General features: G+C 60.2%; 15 protein-coding genes. 10 read left to right on the top strand and 5 right to left on the bottom strand.

Features of this window, described 5'->3' with window-relative positions; translation table 11 throughout:
* Positions 1-13: 13 nt before the first annotated feature.
* The 3 genes from argJ (at position 14) to C4K27_RS24105 (ending at position 2,903) form a co-directional block, all read left to right on the top strand.
* Complete coding sequence (argJ, locus tag C4K27_RS24115) at positions 14-1,231, top strand: bifunctional glutamate N-acetyltransferase/amino-acid acetyltransferase ArgJ (protein WP_053262401.1); 1,218 nt, start codon at positions 14-16, stop codon at positions 1,229-1,231.
* A 104-nt stretch (positions 1,232-1,335) separates the two neighbouring features.
* Positions 1,336-1,968 carry a glutathione S-transferase gene (locus C4K27_RS24110; RefSeq protein WP_053262400.1) on the top strand — a complete coding sequence of 211 codons (633 nt, stop codon included), beginning with the start codon at positions 1,336-1,338 and terminating at the stop codon, positions 1,966-1,968.
* Positions 1,965-2,903, top strand: a complete 939-nt coding sequence (locus C4K27_RS24105; protein WP_053262399.1) for a Nudix family hydrolase — start codon at positions 1,965-1,967, stop codon at positions 2,901-2,903. Before C4K27_RS24110 ends, C4K27_RS24105 begins: the two co-directional genes overlap by 4 nt.
* Positions 2,904-2,980: 77 nt before the next feature.
* Here C4K27_RS24105 and C4K27_RS24100 read toward each other — a convergent pair whose 3' ends face one another.
* Genes C4K27_RS24100 through C4K27_RS24090 form a run of 3 tightly spaced genes read right to left on the bottom strand, consistent with a single transcriptional unit; the run spans position 2,981 to position 6,561 of the window.
* On the bottom strand, positions 2,981-3,559 hold the full coding sequence (locus C4K27_RS24100) for a cob(I)yrinic acid a,c-diamide adenosyltransferase (RefSeq protein WP_053262398.1): 579 nt from the start codon (positions 3,557-3,559) through the stop codon (positions 2,981-2,983).
* A gap of 2 nt (positions 3,560-3,561) precedes the next feature.
* A complete protein-coding gene (locus C4K27_RS24095; protein ID WP_053262397.1) occupies positions 3,562-5,598 on the bottom strand; it encodes a sensor histidine kinase in 2,037 nt (678 codons plus the stop codon).
* 45 nt (positions 5,599-5,643) lie between these two features.
* On the bottom strand, positions 5,644-6,561 hold the full coding sequence (locus C4K27_RS24090; RefSeq protein ID WP_053262396.1) for a putative 2-dehydropantoate 2-reductase: 918 nt from the start codon (positions 6,559-6,561) through the stop codon (positions 5,644-5,646).
* Between the two features lie 146 nt (positions 6,562-6,707).
* Here C4K27_RS24090 and C4K27_RS24085 point away from each other — a divergent pair, with 146 nt between their 5' ends.
* On the top strand, positions 6,708-7,193 hold the full coding sequence (locus C4K27_RS24085; protein ID WP_007931144.1) for a YajQ family cyclic di-GMP-binding protein: 486 nt from the start codon (positions 6,708-6,710) through the stop codon (positions 7,191-7,193).
* Between the two features lie 137 nt (positions 7,194-7,330).
* Positions 7,331-8,170 (top strand): mechanosensitive ion channel family protein, encoded by an 840-nt coding sequence (locus tag C4K27_RS24080; protein WP_053262395.1) that lies wholly within the window; start codon positions 7,331-7,333, stop codon positions 8,168-8,170.
* A 191-nt stretch (positions 8,171-8,361) separates the two neighbouring features.
* Here the strand turns inward: C4K27_RS24080 and C4K27_RS24075 are convergent, their stop codons facing one another.
* On the bottom strand, positions 8,362-9,726 hold the full coding sequence (locus tag C4K27_RS24075) for an OprD family porin (RefSeq protein WP_053262394.1): 1,365 nt from the start codon (positions 9,724-9,726) through the stop codon (positions 8,362-8,364).
* Positions 9,727-10,650: 924 nt separating this feature from the next.
* Between C4K27_RS24075 and C4K27_RS24065 the strand changes: the two genes are divergently transcribed.
* Positions 10,651-11,076, top strand: coding sequence for an HIT family protein (locus C4K27_RS24065; protein WP_009045292.1), 426 nt, complete (start codon positions 10,651-10,653; stop codon positions 11,074-11,076).
* Positions 11,077-11,079: 3 nt separating this feature from the next.
* Positions 11,080-11,286, top strand: coding sequence for a SlyX family protein (locus tag C4K27_RS24060; protein WP_009050472.1), 207 nt, complete (start codon positions 11,080-11,082; stop codon positions 11,284-11,286).
* Positions 11,287-11,364: 78 nt separating this feature from the next.
* Here the strand turns inward: C4K27_RS24060 and C4K27_RS31630 are convergent, their stop codons facing one another.
* Positions 11,365-11,970 (bottom strand): cold-shock protein, encoded by a 606-nt coding sequence (locus tag C4K27_RS31630; RefSeq protein WP_007931134.1) that lies wholly within the window; start codon positions 11,968-11,970, stop codon positions 11,365-11,367.
* A gap of 457 nt (positions 11,971-12,427) precedes the next feature.
* Here C4K27_RS31630 and C4K27_RS24050 point away from each other — a divergent pair, with 457 nt between their 5' ends.
* The 3 genes from C4K27_RS24050 (at position 12,428) to aspS (ending at position 15,257) form a co-directional block, all read left to right on the top strand.
* Entirely contained in the window at positions 12,428-12,901 is a 474-nt protein-coding gene (locus tag C4K27_RS24050; protein ID WP_053262393.1) for a Dps family protein, read from the top strand.
* Between the two features lie 262 nt (positions 12,902-13,163).
* Positions 13,164-13,385, top strand: coding sequence for an FmdB family zinc ribbon protein (locus C4K27_RS24045; protein WP_007931131.1), 222 nt, complete (start codon positions 13,164-13,166; stop codon positions 13,383-13,385).
* 96 nt (positions 13,386-13,481) lie between these two features.
* On the top strand, positions 13,482-15,257 hold the full coding sequence (gene aspS, locus C4K27_RS24040; protein ID WP_007931129.1) for an aspartate--tRNA ligase: 1,776 nt from the start codon (positions 13,482-13,484) through the stop codon (positions 15,255-15,257).
* The last annotated feature ends 6 nt before the right edge of the window (positions 15,258-15,263 follow it).

Below are 15,263 nucleotides of genomic sequence, written 5' to 3'. Positions count from 1 at the left end.
GAGGAGCGCATTCATGGCTGTTGGTCTTGGTCCTTTGCCAACGTTGCACCCGGTTGCCGGTTTTGAACTTGGTATCGCTTCGGCGGGCATCAAGCGCCCGGGGCGCAAGGATGTTGTGGTCATGCGCTGTGCCGAGGGCTCTACGGTGGCCGGTGTGTTCACCTTGAACGCGTTCTGCGCCGCTCCGGTGATCCTGGCCAAGCAGCGCGTGCAAGGCCCTGTGCGTTACCTGCTGACCAACACCGGTAACGCCAACGCCGGCACCGGTGAGCCAGGCCTGGCCGCCGCGACCCGCACTTGCGCCAAGCTGGCCGAGCTGGCTGGCGTCGATGCCAGCGCCGTACTGCCGTACTCCACGGGGGTCATCGGCGAGCCGCTGCCGGTCGAGAAGATCGAAGGCGCGCTGCAGGCCGCACTGGATGACCTGTCCGTGGACAACTGGGCCGCCGCCGCCACGGGCATCATGACCACCGACACCCTGCCCAAGGGTGCCAGCCGCCAGTTCCAGCACGACGGCGTGACCATCACCGTCACCGGTATCAGCAAGGGCGCAGGCATGATTCGTCCGAACATGGCGACCATGCTCGGCTACATTGCCACCGACGCCAAAGTCTCCCGTGAAGTGCTGCAGAACCTGCTGCTGGACGGCGCCAACAAGTCGTTCAACCGCATCACCATCGACGGCGATACCTCCACCAACGACTGCTGCATGCTGATCGCCACCGGCCAGGCGGCCCTGCCGGAAATCACCGAAGCCAGCGGCCCACTGTTCGCCGCGCTGAAGCAGGCGGTGTTCGACGTGTGCATGGAAGTGGCCCAGGCCATCGTGCGTGACGGTGAAGGCGCGACCAAGTTCGTGACGGTCGAAGTCAACGGCGGCGGCAATCACCAGGAGTGCCTGGATGTCGGCTATACCGTGGCCCACTCGCCACTGATCAAGACCGCGCTGTTCGCGTCCGACCCGAACTGGGGGCGTATCCTGGCCGCTGTCGGTCGTGCCGGCGTGCCGGACCTGGATGTGAGCAAGATCGACGTTTTCCTCGGCGAAGTGTGTATCGCCAGCCGTGGTGCGCGTGCCGCCAGCTACACCGAAGCCCAGGGCGCGGCGGTGATGCAGCAGGAAGAAATCACCATCCGCATCGAGCTGGGACGCGGTGATTGCAGCGAAACCATCTGGACCACCGACCTGTCCCACGAGTACGTGAAAATCAACGCGGAATACCGTACCTGATACACCGCTACTCGCTTCTACATGGACGCGACGCATCACGTGTAGGAGCGAGTCCGCTCGCGATGGAGGCCCCGGGCCTCCATCTCCTCTGAAAGGTGCCCGACATGAATCTTCACCTGATCATCGGCGACAAACTCTATTCCTCCTGGTCGCTGCGCGCCGCCCTGGCGCTTGAGTTGGCCGGCGCGACTTACACTGAAGAACTGATCAAGCTGAACCAGCCCGATACCCGCGAGCTGATTCTCAAGCATTCGCCAACCGGCAAAGTCCCGTTGCTGAAGAACGAGCACGGCACCATTGCCGACTCCCTGGCGATTGCCGAATACCTGGTCGAGCGTTTTCCCGAAGCCGAGCTCTGGCCGCGGGATATGGCCGCCCGTGCCCAGGCCCGCTCCGCCTGCGCGCAGATGCACAGTGGCTTTTTCGGCTTGCGCGGTAACCTGCCGTTCGACCTGAGCCGCGATGCCGCGCTTTCACCCATGCCGCCCGAGGCCCAGGCCGATATTGAGCGGATGCTGGCGTTATGGGCCGAATGTCGCGCGGCCGCGACCGAGCCAGGGCCTTTCCTGTTTGGTCGGGTCAGCCTGGCGGACGCCTTTTTTGCGCCAATCGCCGTGCGCCTGCGTACCTATCGGGTGGCGCTGCCGGCTGTCGATGCCGCCTATGTTGAAACGATCTATCAATGGCCAGCCTTCAAGGCCTGGCAGAAAGCCGGTTTAGAGGAAGCAGTGCGGTGAAACGAGTACATGTGGCGGCGGCCGTTATCCGTGATGCCGACGGCAGGATCCTGATTGCCCGACGTGCCGATACCCAGCATCAAGGCGGCCTCTGGGAGTTTCCCGGCGGCAAGGTCGAAGCGGACGAGGCGGTGGAAGCGGCGTTGACCCGTGAGCTGCAGGAGGAACTGGGCATTCTGGTGTCCCAGGCACGGCCGTTGATCAAGGTGCAGCACGATTACCCGGACAAGCAGGTGTTGCTGGATGTCTGGGAAGTGTGCGCCTTTACCGGCGAACCCCATGGCGCCGAGGGCCAGCCTTTGGCCTGGGTCACGGCCCGTGAGCTGGAGAACTACGAGTTCCCGGCGGCCAACCAGCCGATCGTGGCGGCGGCGCGCTTGCCGAGCGACTACCTGATCACCCCGGAAGGCCTGGAAACACCGGCGCTGTTGCGGGGCATGCAAAAGGCCATTGCCGGTGGCAGCAGGTTGATCCAGCTACGCGCGCCCAATGGCTACGACCCGCAATACCGCGACCTGGCGGTGGATGCGGTCGGCCTGTGTGCGGGCAAGGCGCAATTGATGCTCAAGGGGCCGTTCGAATGGCTGGGGGATTTCCCCTCGGCGGGCTGGCATATCACTTCGGCGCAGCTGCGCAAATACGCCAGCGCCGGACGTCCCTTTGGCAAGGAGCGCTGGCTGGCGGCGTCTTGCCATAATGCTGAAGAGTTGTCCCTGGCGCAGCAGATGGATGTGGACTTCGTGACGCTGTCGCCGGTCCAGCCAACCCAGACTCACCCTGAGGCGCAGCCACTGGGTTGGGAGCAGGCCGCCCGACTGATCAGCGGTTTCAACAAGCCGGTGTACCTGCTGGGCGGCGTCGGTCCGGATCAGCGCGAGCAGGCTTGGCAGGCCGGTGCGCAAGGGGTGGCGGGGATTCGCGCGTTCTGGCCCTGAGGCCATTCACCCGCCAGTTCGCTCCTGCATAAGTTGCAGGAGCGGGCTCGCTCGCGACCGGCGGAGAAAAACACCCGCTATTCGGGTTTCGCTGCTGCTTGCCAGAGAATCTCGGCAATCCCCTGGCGCTTGGCAATCAGGCGCGCCGCCACGAACAGCAAGTCGGACAGGCGATTGATGTAGGCCAGGCCGACCCCCTCCAGCGGTTCCACGGCATTCAGATGCTGGCAGCGTCGCTCGGCACTGCGCGCCAGGCTGCGGCAGACATGGGCCTGGGCAATCAAGGCCGAACCGCCCGGCAAAATGAAGTTCTCCAGCGGCCCCAACTCTTCGTTCCAGGTATCGATGGCCGCTTCCAGGCGTTTGACTTCCGCGATATTCAGTGCCTGATACACCGGCATGGCCAACTCGCCGCCCAGGTCGAAGAGGCGGTGCTGGCAAGGCGCCAGGACGTCGATCAGTTCCTGCAGGCCTGGATGTTCTAGACGCTGTTCCGCCAGCCCGGCCAGGAGCAGCCCCAGCTGGCTGTTCAGCGTATCGACTTCGCCGATGGCCTCGACCCGCGGATGGTCCTTGGGAACCCGGCGCCCGTCACCCAGCCCGGTTTCGCCTTTGTCACCGGTGCGGGTGTAAATCTTCGACAAGCGAAAGCCCATGCTTACCTCTCCAGTGGGGGATGTTCCAGTGGTGGCGGCTGACTGCCCGCCAATGGCAAACGCAAGGTGAAGCAAGTGCCCTGGCCCTGCGTCGACTGCACTTCCATCTGGCCTTTGTGATTGTTGGTGATGATGAAGTAAGAGACCGAAAGCCCAAGGCCGGTGCCCTGGCCGATTTCCTTGGTGGTGAAGAACGGCTCGAAGGTACGCTTGCGCACGTTTTCGCTCATGCCGATGCCGTTGTCCTCGACCTGGATTTCCGCCCAGGGCGGGTTCAGCCGGGTGCGCAGGATAATGCGCCCGGGTTCGCTGTCATCCACGCGCTGGTGAATGGCCTGGGCGGCGTTTTTCAGCAGGTTGAGCAGGACCTGCTCCAGTTCGTTGGCGGTGCCGGGCACCGGCCCCAGTTGCGGGTCGAACTGGCGGATGATGGCCTGGCCCTTGAAGTCGAAGCCTATGGCCAGGTCGAAGTCGTTGCCGGCAATCTCCACGGCCTGGTCGATCAATGCCGGCAGGTCGCAGGGCGCCATCTGCCGGTTGCTGCGCCGGCTGAAACTGAGCATATGGGTCACGATCTTCGCCGCCCGGGCGCCAGCCTGCTGAATGCCATCGAGCAGTTGCGGTACTTCGCGGCTCTGCAGGTAACGGTTGACGGTTTCCAGCTCGATGCCGATCTGCTCGGCATGTTCCTGGTTCTTCGGCAACTCGGGGGACAAGCGCCGACGAATGTTCTGCACGTTGTGCAGGATGGCCCCCAGCGGGTTGTTGATTTCGTGAGCCATGCCGGCGGCCAGGCCACCCACGGAGAGCATTTTTTCCGACTGCACCATCATTTCTTCCAGGGACAGGCGCTGGGTGATGTCGTCGATCCGGATCACCACGCCGCGCCCGGCACCGCCCATCAGCGGGTAGAAGGTCAGGGCGTAATGCCGGGCTTCGTCGTCCTTGACCCAGGTGACCCGCTCGACCTTGGTGACCGTATGTTGCTCCACGGTTTCCTTGAGTTGCGGCAGGAACGGCTTGAGCGGTTCGAAGGCGAGGAAGATCGGCTGATTCAGCGCTTCGTCCAGGCGGGTGCCGGAGAGGGCGCTGGCCTCCTGGTTCCATTGGGTGACATAGAGTTGCTCGTCCAGGGCGATCAGCGCCGAGGGCATCGAGTCGATGATGCTGTTGAGGTAGTTCTGAAAGCCGGTGAGTTTCTTTTCGATCTTGCTGCGTACCTGGACTTCCAGCTCCAGCTTGCGGTTGGTGTGACGGGTTTCCTCGGCCAGCCCCTGGGCCTGGTCATAGGCCGCCTGGGAGTCGTCGCGGGCGCGCTTGAGTTGCTGTTCTCGCGCTTCGATGCGCGACAGCATGGTGTTGAAGGCCTCGGCCAGGCTGCCGATTTCATCGTGGTTGCCACGGGCGGCGCGCAGGGAATAGTTTTCCTCGCGTGTCACCTGCCGGGACAGTTCTTCCAGCTGATGGATGGGTTGGGTGATCAGCCGTTTGATCTGCCGGGCAATGATCAGCCACAGCAGCACGCTGAAGATCAGGATGCCCAGGCTCGCGGTCAGGGTGCCGGTGTAGAAGGCCATCGGCAGCTCACTGCTGGCCACCAGCAACAGGTGACCGGGGGGCTGGCCGGCGCGGGGCAGGGTGATGATCTGGTTGCTGCGAAATTCGGTCAGTTGCCAGGCTTCGATATGCCGATAGCGCTCCGGCAGGTTCAGGCGTTCGCCATGTTGCAACTGGGCCAAGCGCGTGCCCTTGCCGTCATAGATCGCTGCGGCGCGCAGGGGAGAGTAGCTGTTGAGTTCGTTGAGCAGCTTCTCGGCGTTTTGTGGCGAGTCCAGCGCCTGCGCGGCCAGGGTCGGGTTGGATACCAGCCGGCCGATGGTCTGCAAGGCTTGCGGCGCCATGCTTTCCTGAGAGATCCAGTAGGCGGCGCTGATGAAGGTCAGGTTGGCGACCAGCAGTACAGTAATCAGCAGGACGAGCAAGGCGGCCAGCAGTTTTTGGCCGACCGGCAGGTTTTCAAGGCGCTGGCGCAATGGCATCGGGGACGTCGCTAGAGAGGAACACGTGGGCAGCGTAGCCGCTGCTCAGTCGCTGGGCAATCCGCGCTGTTGCAGGTGTTCCACCAATAGCCGGCGCAGGCGGCCGAGGTTGGGCAGGTGCAACTGGTGCCTGGCGGCAACGTCGCAGGCATGCCCCAATAAATAGCTGATTTCGGTTCTGCGCCGACTGGCAACGTCCTGGTACATGGAGGAGTAGTTGGCGGCGGTCGCCTGGATCACCCGCTCCACTTCCTGCTGCAGGTTCTCGGCCGCGGCGGGCTGACCGCAACGTTCCAGCAGTTCGCTCAGCTCGACGCACAGCATCGCCACTTCGCAATGGTGCTGCAGCAGGCCGCCGTTGCGGCAGTCGTGCAGGACCGTCAGGGGGTTGATCGCGCAGTTGAGCGCCAGCTTGCGCCAGAGGCGGGTCAGGATATCCGCGCTCCATTCATGGGGGATGCCGCTGGCGCTCAGGTCGTCGAGCCAGAAGGGCGCGGTGGGGTGGCTGGCGTCCCCCAGCCAGGTGTAGCCATGGCCGGCGAACACCACGCGCCAGTCGCCATCGCGAAAGGCGCCTTCGGTGCTCGAGGCATAAATGCAGCGGGCCTGCGGCACTTGGGCGGCCACGGCGTCCTGGCTGCCCAGGCCGTTCTGCAGCAGGACCAGTTCGGCATCCGGCGTCAGGCGCGAGACTAGCTGGCTGACGGCCTGTTGCGCGTCATAGGCCTTGCAGGCCACCAGCAACCGAGTGATGGGCTCAGGGCTGTCGACCGTCTCGCCGGGAATGGCGTAAAAGCTGGCCTGCCCTTGTTCCACCAGCGTCAGCCCACCCGCGGCCTGGTAGGCCTGCAGGCGGGCCTGATCGCGCAGGATCAGGCGTACCGGCAAGCCGGCCCGGGCCAGGCGTGTCGCCCACAGGGTGCCGAGGCTGCCCGCGCCCAGAATGTGCCAGGTCGTCGACATCAGCGTGGTGCTCGGTTTGGCAGGCGCATGCGAGGCTCGCAGTGAAGGAGGGGAAAGACCCGTTATAATGAGCCCGGATTTTAACCGCAAACCGGGCGTGCTCCATCTTTATCGAGCTGCGCCCCTTTTTTTATTGGAGAAATTACATGCCGTCGTTCGACGTGGTATCCGAACTGGACAAACACGAAGTCACCAACGCAGTGGAAAACGCCGTCAAGGAGCTGGACCGCCGCTATGACTTGAAGGGCAAGGGCAGCTTCGAGTTCAAGGAAAAGGAACTCACCGTCAACCTGACCGCTGAAGCCGAATTCCAGCTGGAAGCGATGATCGAGATCCTCAAGCTGGCCCTGGTCAAGCGCAAGATCGATGTGCAGTGCCTTGAGGTCAAGGACGCTTACGCTTCGGGCAAGGTGATGAAGCAGGAAGCCACCCTCAAGGAAGGCATCGACAAAGAGCTGGCGAAAAAGATCGTTGCCCACATCAAGGATGCCAAGCTGAAGGTCCAGGCTGCGATCCAGGGTGAGCAGGTACGGGTGACCGGCAAGAAGCGCGACGATCTGCAGGAAGCCATCGCCGCCCTGCGGGCGAAAGAGTTCGGCATGCCGCTGCAGTTCAACAACTTCCGCGACTGATGGGATTTTTCGGGAACCTCGCGAGCTTATTGGCGTCCGAGGCCCGAGTAGTGGGCAGAAACGATTGAGCCTTTATAAGGCTACTCGTTCTGCCCTTGTTTTTTGTGTGCCCGGCAGCCGGGAATCAGGAGAGATAGATGGATTTGAATGCTGAAGTGGACAACCTGGTCAAGGCTTCCCAAGCCTGGGTTCCAATGATCATGGAATACGGCAGTCGGGTACTGCTGGCCGTCATCACGCTGGCCATCGGCTGGTGGCTGATCAACAGGTTGACGCACAAGGTCGGCAAGCTGCTGGCGCTGCGTAATGCGGACCAGGCCCTGCAGGGCTTTATCAGCAGCCTGGCGAACATCATTCTCAAGGTGCTGCTGATTGTCAGCGTGGCCTCGATGATCGGTGTCGAAACCACTTCGTTCGTTGCCGCGATCGGTGCGGCGGGCCTGGCCATCGGCCTGGCCTTGCAAGGCAGCCTGGCCAACTTCGCCGGTGGCGTGCTGATCCTGCTATTCCGTCCTTTCCGCATCGGTGACGTGATCGAAGCCCAGGGTATCAGCGGCACGGTCGACAGCATCCAGATCTTCCACACGGTGCTGCGTACCGGTGACAACAAGACCGTCATAGTGCCTAACGGCAACCTGTCCAACGGCATCATCACCAACCACAACCGCCAGCTGACCCGCAAAGTGATCTTCGATGTCGGCGTGAACTACGAGGCTGACCTGCAAAAGGCCCGTGAGGTCCTGCTGGACCTGGCCAAGGACGAGCGCGTGCTGGCCGATCCGGAGCCGGTCGCGGTGGTTTCCATGCTGGGTGACAGCGCCATTACCCTTTCGCTGCGTGTCTGGGTGAAGACCGCGGACTACTGGGATGTGATGTTCCGCTTCAACGAGTTGTCCCGTGATCGCTTGAAGGCAGCGGGTATTGATATTCCGTTTCCACAGCGCGTGATTCGTGTGGTTCAGGAAGCGGCTGTTTGAGCAAGTAACGGGGATAGGGATTAAAAGTCTGATCGAATGGTCAGGCTTTTAACACGGTACTCGCTGGAGGGTATTTGAAACCTGGCTGTAACAATAAACTGTCGATAACCGGAGCTTCAGCGAGCTGCCAGCCCCAATAAAAAGGCCCATCGAATGATGGGCCTTTTTTATTACTCGCGAAGTAACCGCTATTACAAGATCGACAGTGGGTAGTCGACGATCAGGCGGAACTCTTTGATATCGCCTTCACCTTGGTCGCTGTTAGCGAAGTGCCAAGCTTGACGAACGCGGAAGGAGAGATCTTTTGCCGGGCCAGACTGAACAACGTACTTGGCTTCGAAGTTGGTCTCGTTGTGTTTGCCATCGGCACCGTAAATCGGATCGCCGTTGCTTTTACGGTACACGCTGTTGTCAGCCAGACCGGTGCCGTCGATGTCCCAGCCTTTAACATAACGGGTCATGAAGCTCAGACCAGGAACGCCGTACTCGGCCATTTTCAGATCGTAACGGATCTGTGCGGACTTCTCGTTCGGGCCGTTGAAGTCAGAGTACTGGATGGAGTTGGCGAGGAAGATCGAGTCGCCGCCACGGTTGGCACCGCGCCGGGAGGAGTCGTGACCACCTACACCGATATAGTCGAATGGAGTATCACCATTGACCTTCTGGAAAGCGACGGTAATGGTGTGTGCTTTCAGGAACGAGAAAGCAGCTGCCAGGGAGAACGTGGTGTTGCTGATGTCACCAGCCTTGGCGCTACCAGCATCGGTGGTGCGGTAGATGTTACCGTCCAGGTTCAGCGACTGATCGCCACCCATCGGGATGGTGTAGTTCAGGTTGGCGTAGTACTGGTTCCAGATGTCTTCCAGCTTGGCACCGTAGAGCGATGCACTCAGGTTGTCGGTGATGCCGTACTTGCCACCGAAGTAGTCGATGCTGTTGGATGCCACGCCGGCGTAGTTAGCATACAAGTTGCCGTTACGAGCGTTGGAGTCCTGGCTGGTGGCCGAATAGAAGTGACCACCTTCCAGATCAAGGTTTTTGATCTCGCTGCTCTGCAGTTGGAAACCGCTGGCAGTTTGAGGAAGGATACGGGAACCGCCGACCGCGAAGACCGGGGAGGTGCTTGGCTGCATATCGCCAGCTTTCAACTCGGTTTTGGAGATGCGGAATTTGACCGCAGCGCCTGCTTTGCCCTGGCTGTTGTTGACGTCGCCATCGGAGTCGCGGCTCATGTTGCCGGTGCCGCCAGTGCCGTCGCCGCCGTCCAGTTTGATCGCCAGATAACCGAACGCATCGACGCCGACGCCTACGGTGCCCTGGGTGTAACCAGAACTGAAGTTACCCCAGATACCCTGGGTCCAGTCTTTCTGATCGTTGCTGTGGTCTTTGTTGTCACGGTTGAAGTAATAGTTACGCAGCAGTACGTCGAATTTTGCGTCTTCAACAAAGCCCTTGGCTTCAGATTGGTCACTTACAAAAGGTGCGGCCGTAGCCACTTGAGTACTGGCGGCTGCTGCAACTGCCAGTGCGATCATGCTCCACTTCATCACGCGCATCGTGATTTGCTCCTTTGGTTTTTAGAAGAGTACTGCCGTCCCACCTGTTTTATTATCTGGGCGGCTCTTTCTTTTTGTGTCGGCGCAAACTTATATCACGCCGACAATGTTGGCGATACTTGCGTATCAGTCCTTTCAGCTTCTTTACGACCCTGTCGCAAAATGCTCGATCAATGTCGCAAATCCGCAGTCCGCATGTACCCGGACTGACAACTTCAGCGCTGTTTTCGAAGGCTTGAACCTGGAACAAAAAGAACTTTGGTCAAGCAGTCAAATCTCCATGGGGCAGCCTTGCCACTATTGTTATTAGTCACGGGAGAGGCCTTTTTCCGATGGCTCCTCCTGGGACAATGTGGGTGTGAATGCAACAAGCGTGCACAAAACGCAAAGGCACCGAGTTTTTTTCGGTGATAGCCCTTCTGGCTGTAAAAACCGCATAAAACAGTGGTTTTAAGGTCGTTTTGTTTGGGCTTGACGTTCCTTGTCCTCCTGGTGTTGATCCCTGAAAAAAAACGCATGACATTCCAAAACGTTACCGGTTCACCCTGCTGAGTGAGTAGATGGCGGATGGTTAACGCACTGAGCGTAGACGCACTGTGAGGTTTTGGTGCAAAAGTTTCTTGATGCAGCTCAATCGTCATTCGGCGTCGGGCACTGGAAGAATGCGCAGGGAAGGGGGTCTTTCGTGGTTTTCTCCTTGTTTTTTATGAGCTTCGTTCTGTCGTGGTGCAGCCCGCTGGAAAATGTTCCAGGCCGGGGCGCTCTGACGTGTGGTATCGAGGATGAATGTTGAGGCGGGATCTGCGCAGCAGAGCGATGAACGGAAGAGCTTTCGCAGGTATGCTGCCGTTCTGTCGCTTGGCGGGCAGCCGGTCATGGCGTTCGCTAAGCTGAAACTTGATGAGCTGAGCGGGAGTGCGCGCGGTGTTCGCTTTAGATCCACGACTTCAACAAGACACACTGCCCATTGGGGACTTCCCCCTTTGCCGGCTGCTATTGTCCAACGATTCCAATTACCCGTGGTTCATCCTGGTACCGCGCCGGGAAGATATCAGTGAGTTGTTTCAATTGGATGACGCGGACCAGCAGCAACTATGGCGAGAAACCACGGCGCTGGCGGAGTTGCTTAAAGACTCGTTCGATGCGGACAAGTTGAATGTGGCGACTCTGGGTAATGTCGTCAGCCAGTTGCACATGCACGTTATCGTTCGCAAGCGCGACGATGCGGCCTGGCCTGCTCCGGTATGGGGCAAGCTGCCTGCCAAGCCCTACGCCGCCGAACAGGTGGCTGCGATTCGTGAGCGGTTACGACTGGTCCTGACCGATGATTTCAAGTTTCTGGAGGGCTGAGTCATGAGCCTGGAAGAGCGGGTAACCGATCTGGAAAGCCGATTGGCTTTTCAGGATGACACCATTCAAGCCCTGAACGACGTGCTGGTAGGGCAGCAGCGGGTGGTCGAACGTCTGCAATTGCAGATGGCCGCCTTGCTCAAGCGCCAGGAGGAAATGGTGGGGCAGTTCGAGTCATTCGAAGAAGAGGCTCCGCCGCCACATTACTGAGCATCGGGCGACCGGCCGTTCAGGCAATAAAAAACCGCGAGCAGCATGGCTGCGTCGCGGTTTTTTTATGGGCGTGAATCAGCGCCGCGGCAATGCCGCAATCACGTCTTCGGCTTGCAGGCCCTTGTCGCGATTCATGACGGAGAACTCCACGCGCTGGCCTTCCACCAGGACGCGGTGACCTTCGCCACGGATGGCGCGGAAGTGCACGAAGATATCATCCCCGGAGTCGCGAGAGATGAAGCCGAACCCCTTCGAAGTGTTGAACCACTTGACGGTGCCGGTATCGCGATTGCTCATGTCGTAGGTTTGCGAGGTATTGGCCGAGGGAGACGATTTGTAGAAGCTGACGGCCAGGTGCAGAAGAACGGCAATCGCCGCGGTCAGCAGGCTGAACAGCACAGCCGGTTGACCTGCGATAACCGGCATTGGTGCCAGCAGGGTCAAGGTCTGCAAGACCACCGCCAGCACCAGGAGCGCGCTGACCAGGTTTTGCAGTTGGTGACGCGGGCCTTTGTTCCAGTAGGGGATAACCGGAGCCAGTGTCAGGTTGAGCAGGCCGAAAAAGGCCAGATAAAGAGCATCGGGTTGTTGCAGGAAGGGAACGGCTTCAGATCGCAGGCTAGGGATAAAGGACAGCAGCAAGGCTGCTGCGCCCGTTAGCAGGTGGACGATTTTCAACATTTTAATGAACTCACGTTAAGACGGATCACAAGGAAGAGCTGAGCGTGCACGGTTCGCTTCTGAACAATGGGAGGCGGTGAGCACGTGCGCGGGATCAGCCTATGCGCTGAGGCCGAGAAATAGGCAACAACGACACGGCCTCTATTTAACAGCAAAGCCCAGGCCTTCTCAAATCAGGCGCTGTGGCCGGGAGGAGGGAGAAAGCCCTGGTTGTCCTGAGGGAATACCGGACTATCGGGCAAAGCCTTGTTCTAGAGAGCCAGCACCCAAAAAAGTGGAACGGCGGCTTTCCAGGCGGGTCACAACCGGCGTGGGCCTTCTTGCAGGTACTGGCCGCCCGCTTGGTGGGCAATCTGTCGCAGTGCCTCGGGCAATCCCGGGCTGCGGGTGCAGGGCAGTCTTGCTAGAGTGGTCCGGTACCTGACCTGTTGAATTCAATGTGCTAACGGAGATAGACATGGCAATCGATATCGGTATCAGTGCAGAAGATCGCAAATCCATCGTGGAGGGGCTCTCTCGCCTGCTTTCAGATACTTATGTGCTTTATCTGAAGACCCATAATTTCCACTGGAACGTCACGGGGCCGCAGTTCCGCACGCTGCATCTGATGTTCGAGGAGCAGTACAACGAACTGGCGCTGGCGGTGGACCTGATTGCCGAGCGTATCCGTGCCCTGGGATTCCCGGCGCCAGGTGCCTATTCCATCTACGCGCGCCTTTCTTCGATCAAGGAAGAAGAGGGTGTGCCAAGCGCCGATGAGATGATCAAGCAACTGGTGGCGGGGCAGGAAGCTGTGACCCGCACTGCCCGTGGCATTTTCCCGATCATCGACAAGGTCAGCGACGAACCCACCGCAGACTTGCTGACCCAGCGGATGCAGGTGCATGAGAAAACCGCGTGGATGCTGCGCGCGCTGTTGAGCGAGCAATAGTCCCGCAGACCGAATGGCGCCGTTATCGGCGCCATTTGTCTTTATGGGGCGCGACTTGTCGTCCGATCATGGCTGTTCGTCCTCAGGCCCGATGAGTGAGGTATGGCTGCGGGACGCTGGCTTTGTTTCAGCGGGCGGTGGTCTATCGGCGCCGTCATACGGCTGCACAGGGCCGATTTAATGGATATAATCCCGCCCTTTGCTATATAACCCGGGCCTCGGCACGGGTTAAGCCAGACGTTAAGTACGCCGAGACGCTCTCATGCCCATGTACGACTACCAATGTGCTTCCTGTGGTCATCAGCTGGAAGCCATTCAAAAGATCAGCGCGCCTGCGTTGGTCGATTGCCCTGCCTGCCAGGCGCCCGAGCTGAAAAAAATGCTGTCCATGCCAGGTTTCCGCCTCAGCGGTTCGGGCTGGTATGAGACCGACTTCAAAACCGGCGCCAAGAAGAACCTGGCCGGTGGCGACAAAGCTGATTAAGTTGAACGACACGCGCGAGCTCTTGCATTATCCGGTACCCCGAGGTGCGCAAGGCCTCCCATCGAATTTCGAATTACGAGAAGTGAAACCACTACCATGATGCGCAGCCATTATTGCGGCCAACTGAACGAAAGCCTGGAAGGTCAGGAAGTTACCCTTTGCGGATGGGTCCACCGTCGTCGCGACCATGGCGGGGTGATCTTCCTCGATATCCGTGATCGTGAAGGTCTGGCCCAGGTGGTGTTCGACCCGGACCGCGCTGAAACCTTCGCCGCCGCCGACCGCGTGCGCAGCGAATACGTGGTCAAGATCACCGGCAAGGTGCGCCTGCGTCCGGCCGGTGCCGGCAACGCCAACATGGCTTCGGGCATGATCGAAGTCCTGGGCTACCAGTTGGAAGTGCTGAACGAAGCGGAAACCCCGCCGTTCCCACTCAACGAATACTCCGATGTGGGCGAAGAAACCCGCCTGCGCTATCGCTTCATCGACCTGCGCCGTCCGGAAATGGCCGAGAAGCTGCGTCTGCGTTCGCGCATGACCACCAGCATCCGTCGCTACCTGGACGAGAACGGTTTCCTCGACGTCGAAACCCCGATCCTGACCCGTGCCACCCCTGAAGGCGCGCGTGACTATCTGGTGCCGAGCCGTACCCACGCCGGTAGCTTCTTCGCTCTGCCGCAGTCGCCACAGCTGTTCAAGCAGCTGCTGATGGTCGCTGGCTTCGACCGCTACTACCAGATCGCCAAATGCTTCCGCGACGAAGACCTGCGTGCCGACCGTCAGCCTGAGTTCACTCAGATCGACATCGAAACCAGTTTCCTTGATGAAAAAGACATCATGGGCCTGACCGAAGGCATGATCCGCAACCTGTTCAAGGAAGTGCTGGATCTGGAATTCGGCGAATTCCCCCACATGACCTTTGAAGAAGCCATGCGTCGCTACGGTTCCGACAAGCCGGACCTGCGTAACCCGCTGGAACTGGTGGATGTTGCCGATCAGCTCAAGGACGTGGAATTCAAGGTGTTCAGCGGTCCGGCCAACGATCCGAAATGCCGTATCGCCGCCTTGCGCGTTCCTGGCGGGGCGAGCATGCCGCGCAAGCAGATCGACGATTACACCAAGTTCGTCGGCATCTACGGTGCCAAGGGCCTGGCCTACATCAAGGTCAACGAACGCGCCAATGGCGTTGACGGTCTGCAGTCGCCAATCGTCAAGAACATCCCGGAAGCCAACCTGAATGTGATCCTCGATCGCGTGGGTGCGGTCGATGGCGACATCGTGTTCTTCGGCGCCGACAAGGCCAAGATCGTCAGCGAGGCCCTGGGCGCGCTGCGGATCAAGCTCGGTCACGACCTGAACCTGCTGACCTGCGAATGGGCGCCGATGTGGGTTGTCGATTTCCCGATGTTCGAAGAGAACGACGACGGCAGCTTCACCGCCTTGCACCACCCGTTCACCGCGCCAAAATGCTCGCCGGAAGAACTGGAAGCCAACCCGGCGACCGCTCTGTCGCGCGCCTACGACATGGTGCTCAACGGCACCGAGCTGGGGGGCGGTTCGATCCGTATCCACCGCAAGGAAATGCAACAGGCGGTCTTCCGTCTGCTGGGCATCGATGAAGCGGAACAGGAAGAGAAGTTCGGCTTCCTGCTGGACGCCCTGAAGTACGGCGCGCCGCCGCACGGTGGCCTGGCGTTCGGCCTGGATCGCCTGGTGATGCTGATGACCGGCGCCCAGTCGATCCGTGAAGTGATCGCCTTCCCGAAAACCCAGAGCGCCGCTTGCGTGATGACCCAGGCTCCTGGCCTGGTCGACGCCAAGGCCCTGCGCGAACTGCATATCCGTTTGCGCGAACAGCCAAAGGCTGAGTAAGGTCGA

Source organism: Pseudomonas chlororaphis subsp. chlororaphis (genome assembly GCF_003945765.1).
Lineage (GTDB): Bacteria > Pseudomonadota > Gammaproteobacteria > Pseudomonadales > Pseudomonadaceae > Aquipseudomonas > Aquipseudomonas chlororaphis.
Note: the sequence above shows the minus strand (reverse complement) of the source record. Positions and strands in the feature narration are given on the sequence as shown.

Coding starts and splice junctions, on each gene's coding strand:
- C4K27_RS24095 (WP_053262397.1), bottom strand. CDS start 5,598: ATGCCATTGCGCCAGCGCCTTGAAAACCTGCCGGTCGGCCAAAAACTG.
- argJ (WP_053262401.1), top strand. CDS start 14: ATGGCTGTTGGTCTTGGTCCTTTGCCAACGTTGCACCCGGTTGCCGGT.
- C4K27_RS24045 (WP_007931131.1), top strand. CDS start 13,164: ATGCCCATGTACGACTACCAATGTGCTTCCTGTGGTCATCAGCTGGAA.
- C4K27_RS24080 (WP_053262395.1), top strand. CDS start 7,331: ATGGATTTGAATGCTGAAGTGGACAACCTGGTCAAGGCTTCCCAAGCC.
- C4K27_RS24085 (WP_007931144.1), top strand. CDS start 6,708: ATGCCGTCGTTCGACGTGGTATCCGAACTGGACAAACACGAAGTCACC.
- C4K27_RS24100 (WP_053262398.1), bottom strand. CDS start 3,559: ATGGGCTTTCGCTTGTCGAAGATTTACACCCGCACCGGTGACAAAGGC.
- C4K27_RS24060 (WP_009050472.1), top strand. CDS start 11,080: ATGAGCCTGGAAGAGCGGGTAACCGATCTGGAAAGCCGATTGGCTTTT.
- aspS (WP_007931129.1), top strand. CDS start 13,482: ATGATGCGCAGCCATTATTGCGGCCAACTGAACGAAAGCCTGGAAGGT.
- C4K27_RS24090 (WP_053262396.1), bottom strand. CDS start 6,561: ATGTCGACGACCTGGCACATTCTGGGCGCGGGCAGCCTCGGCACCCTG.
- C4K27_RS31630 (WP_007931134.1), bottom strand. CDS start 11,970: ATGTTGAAAATCGTCCACCTGCTAACGGGCGCAGCAGCCTTGCTGCTG.
- C4K27_RS24075 (WP_053262394.1), bottom strand. CDS start 9,726: ATGCGCGTGATGAAGTGGAGCATGATCGCACTGGCAGTTGCAGCAGCC.
- C4K27_RS24110 (WP_053262400.1), top strand. CDS start 1,336: ATGAATCTTCACCTGATCATCGGCGACAAACTCTATTCCTCCTGGTCG.
- C4K27_RS24050 (WP_053262393.1), top strand. CDS start 12,428: ATGGCAATCGATATCGGTATCAGTGCAGAAGATCGCAAATCCATCGTG.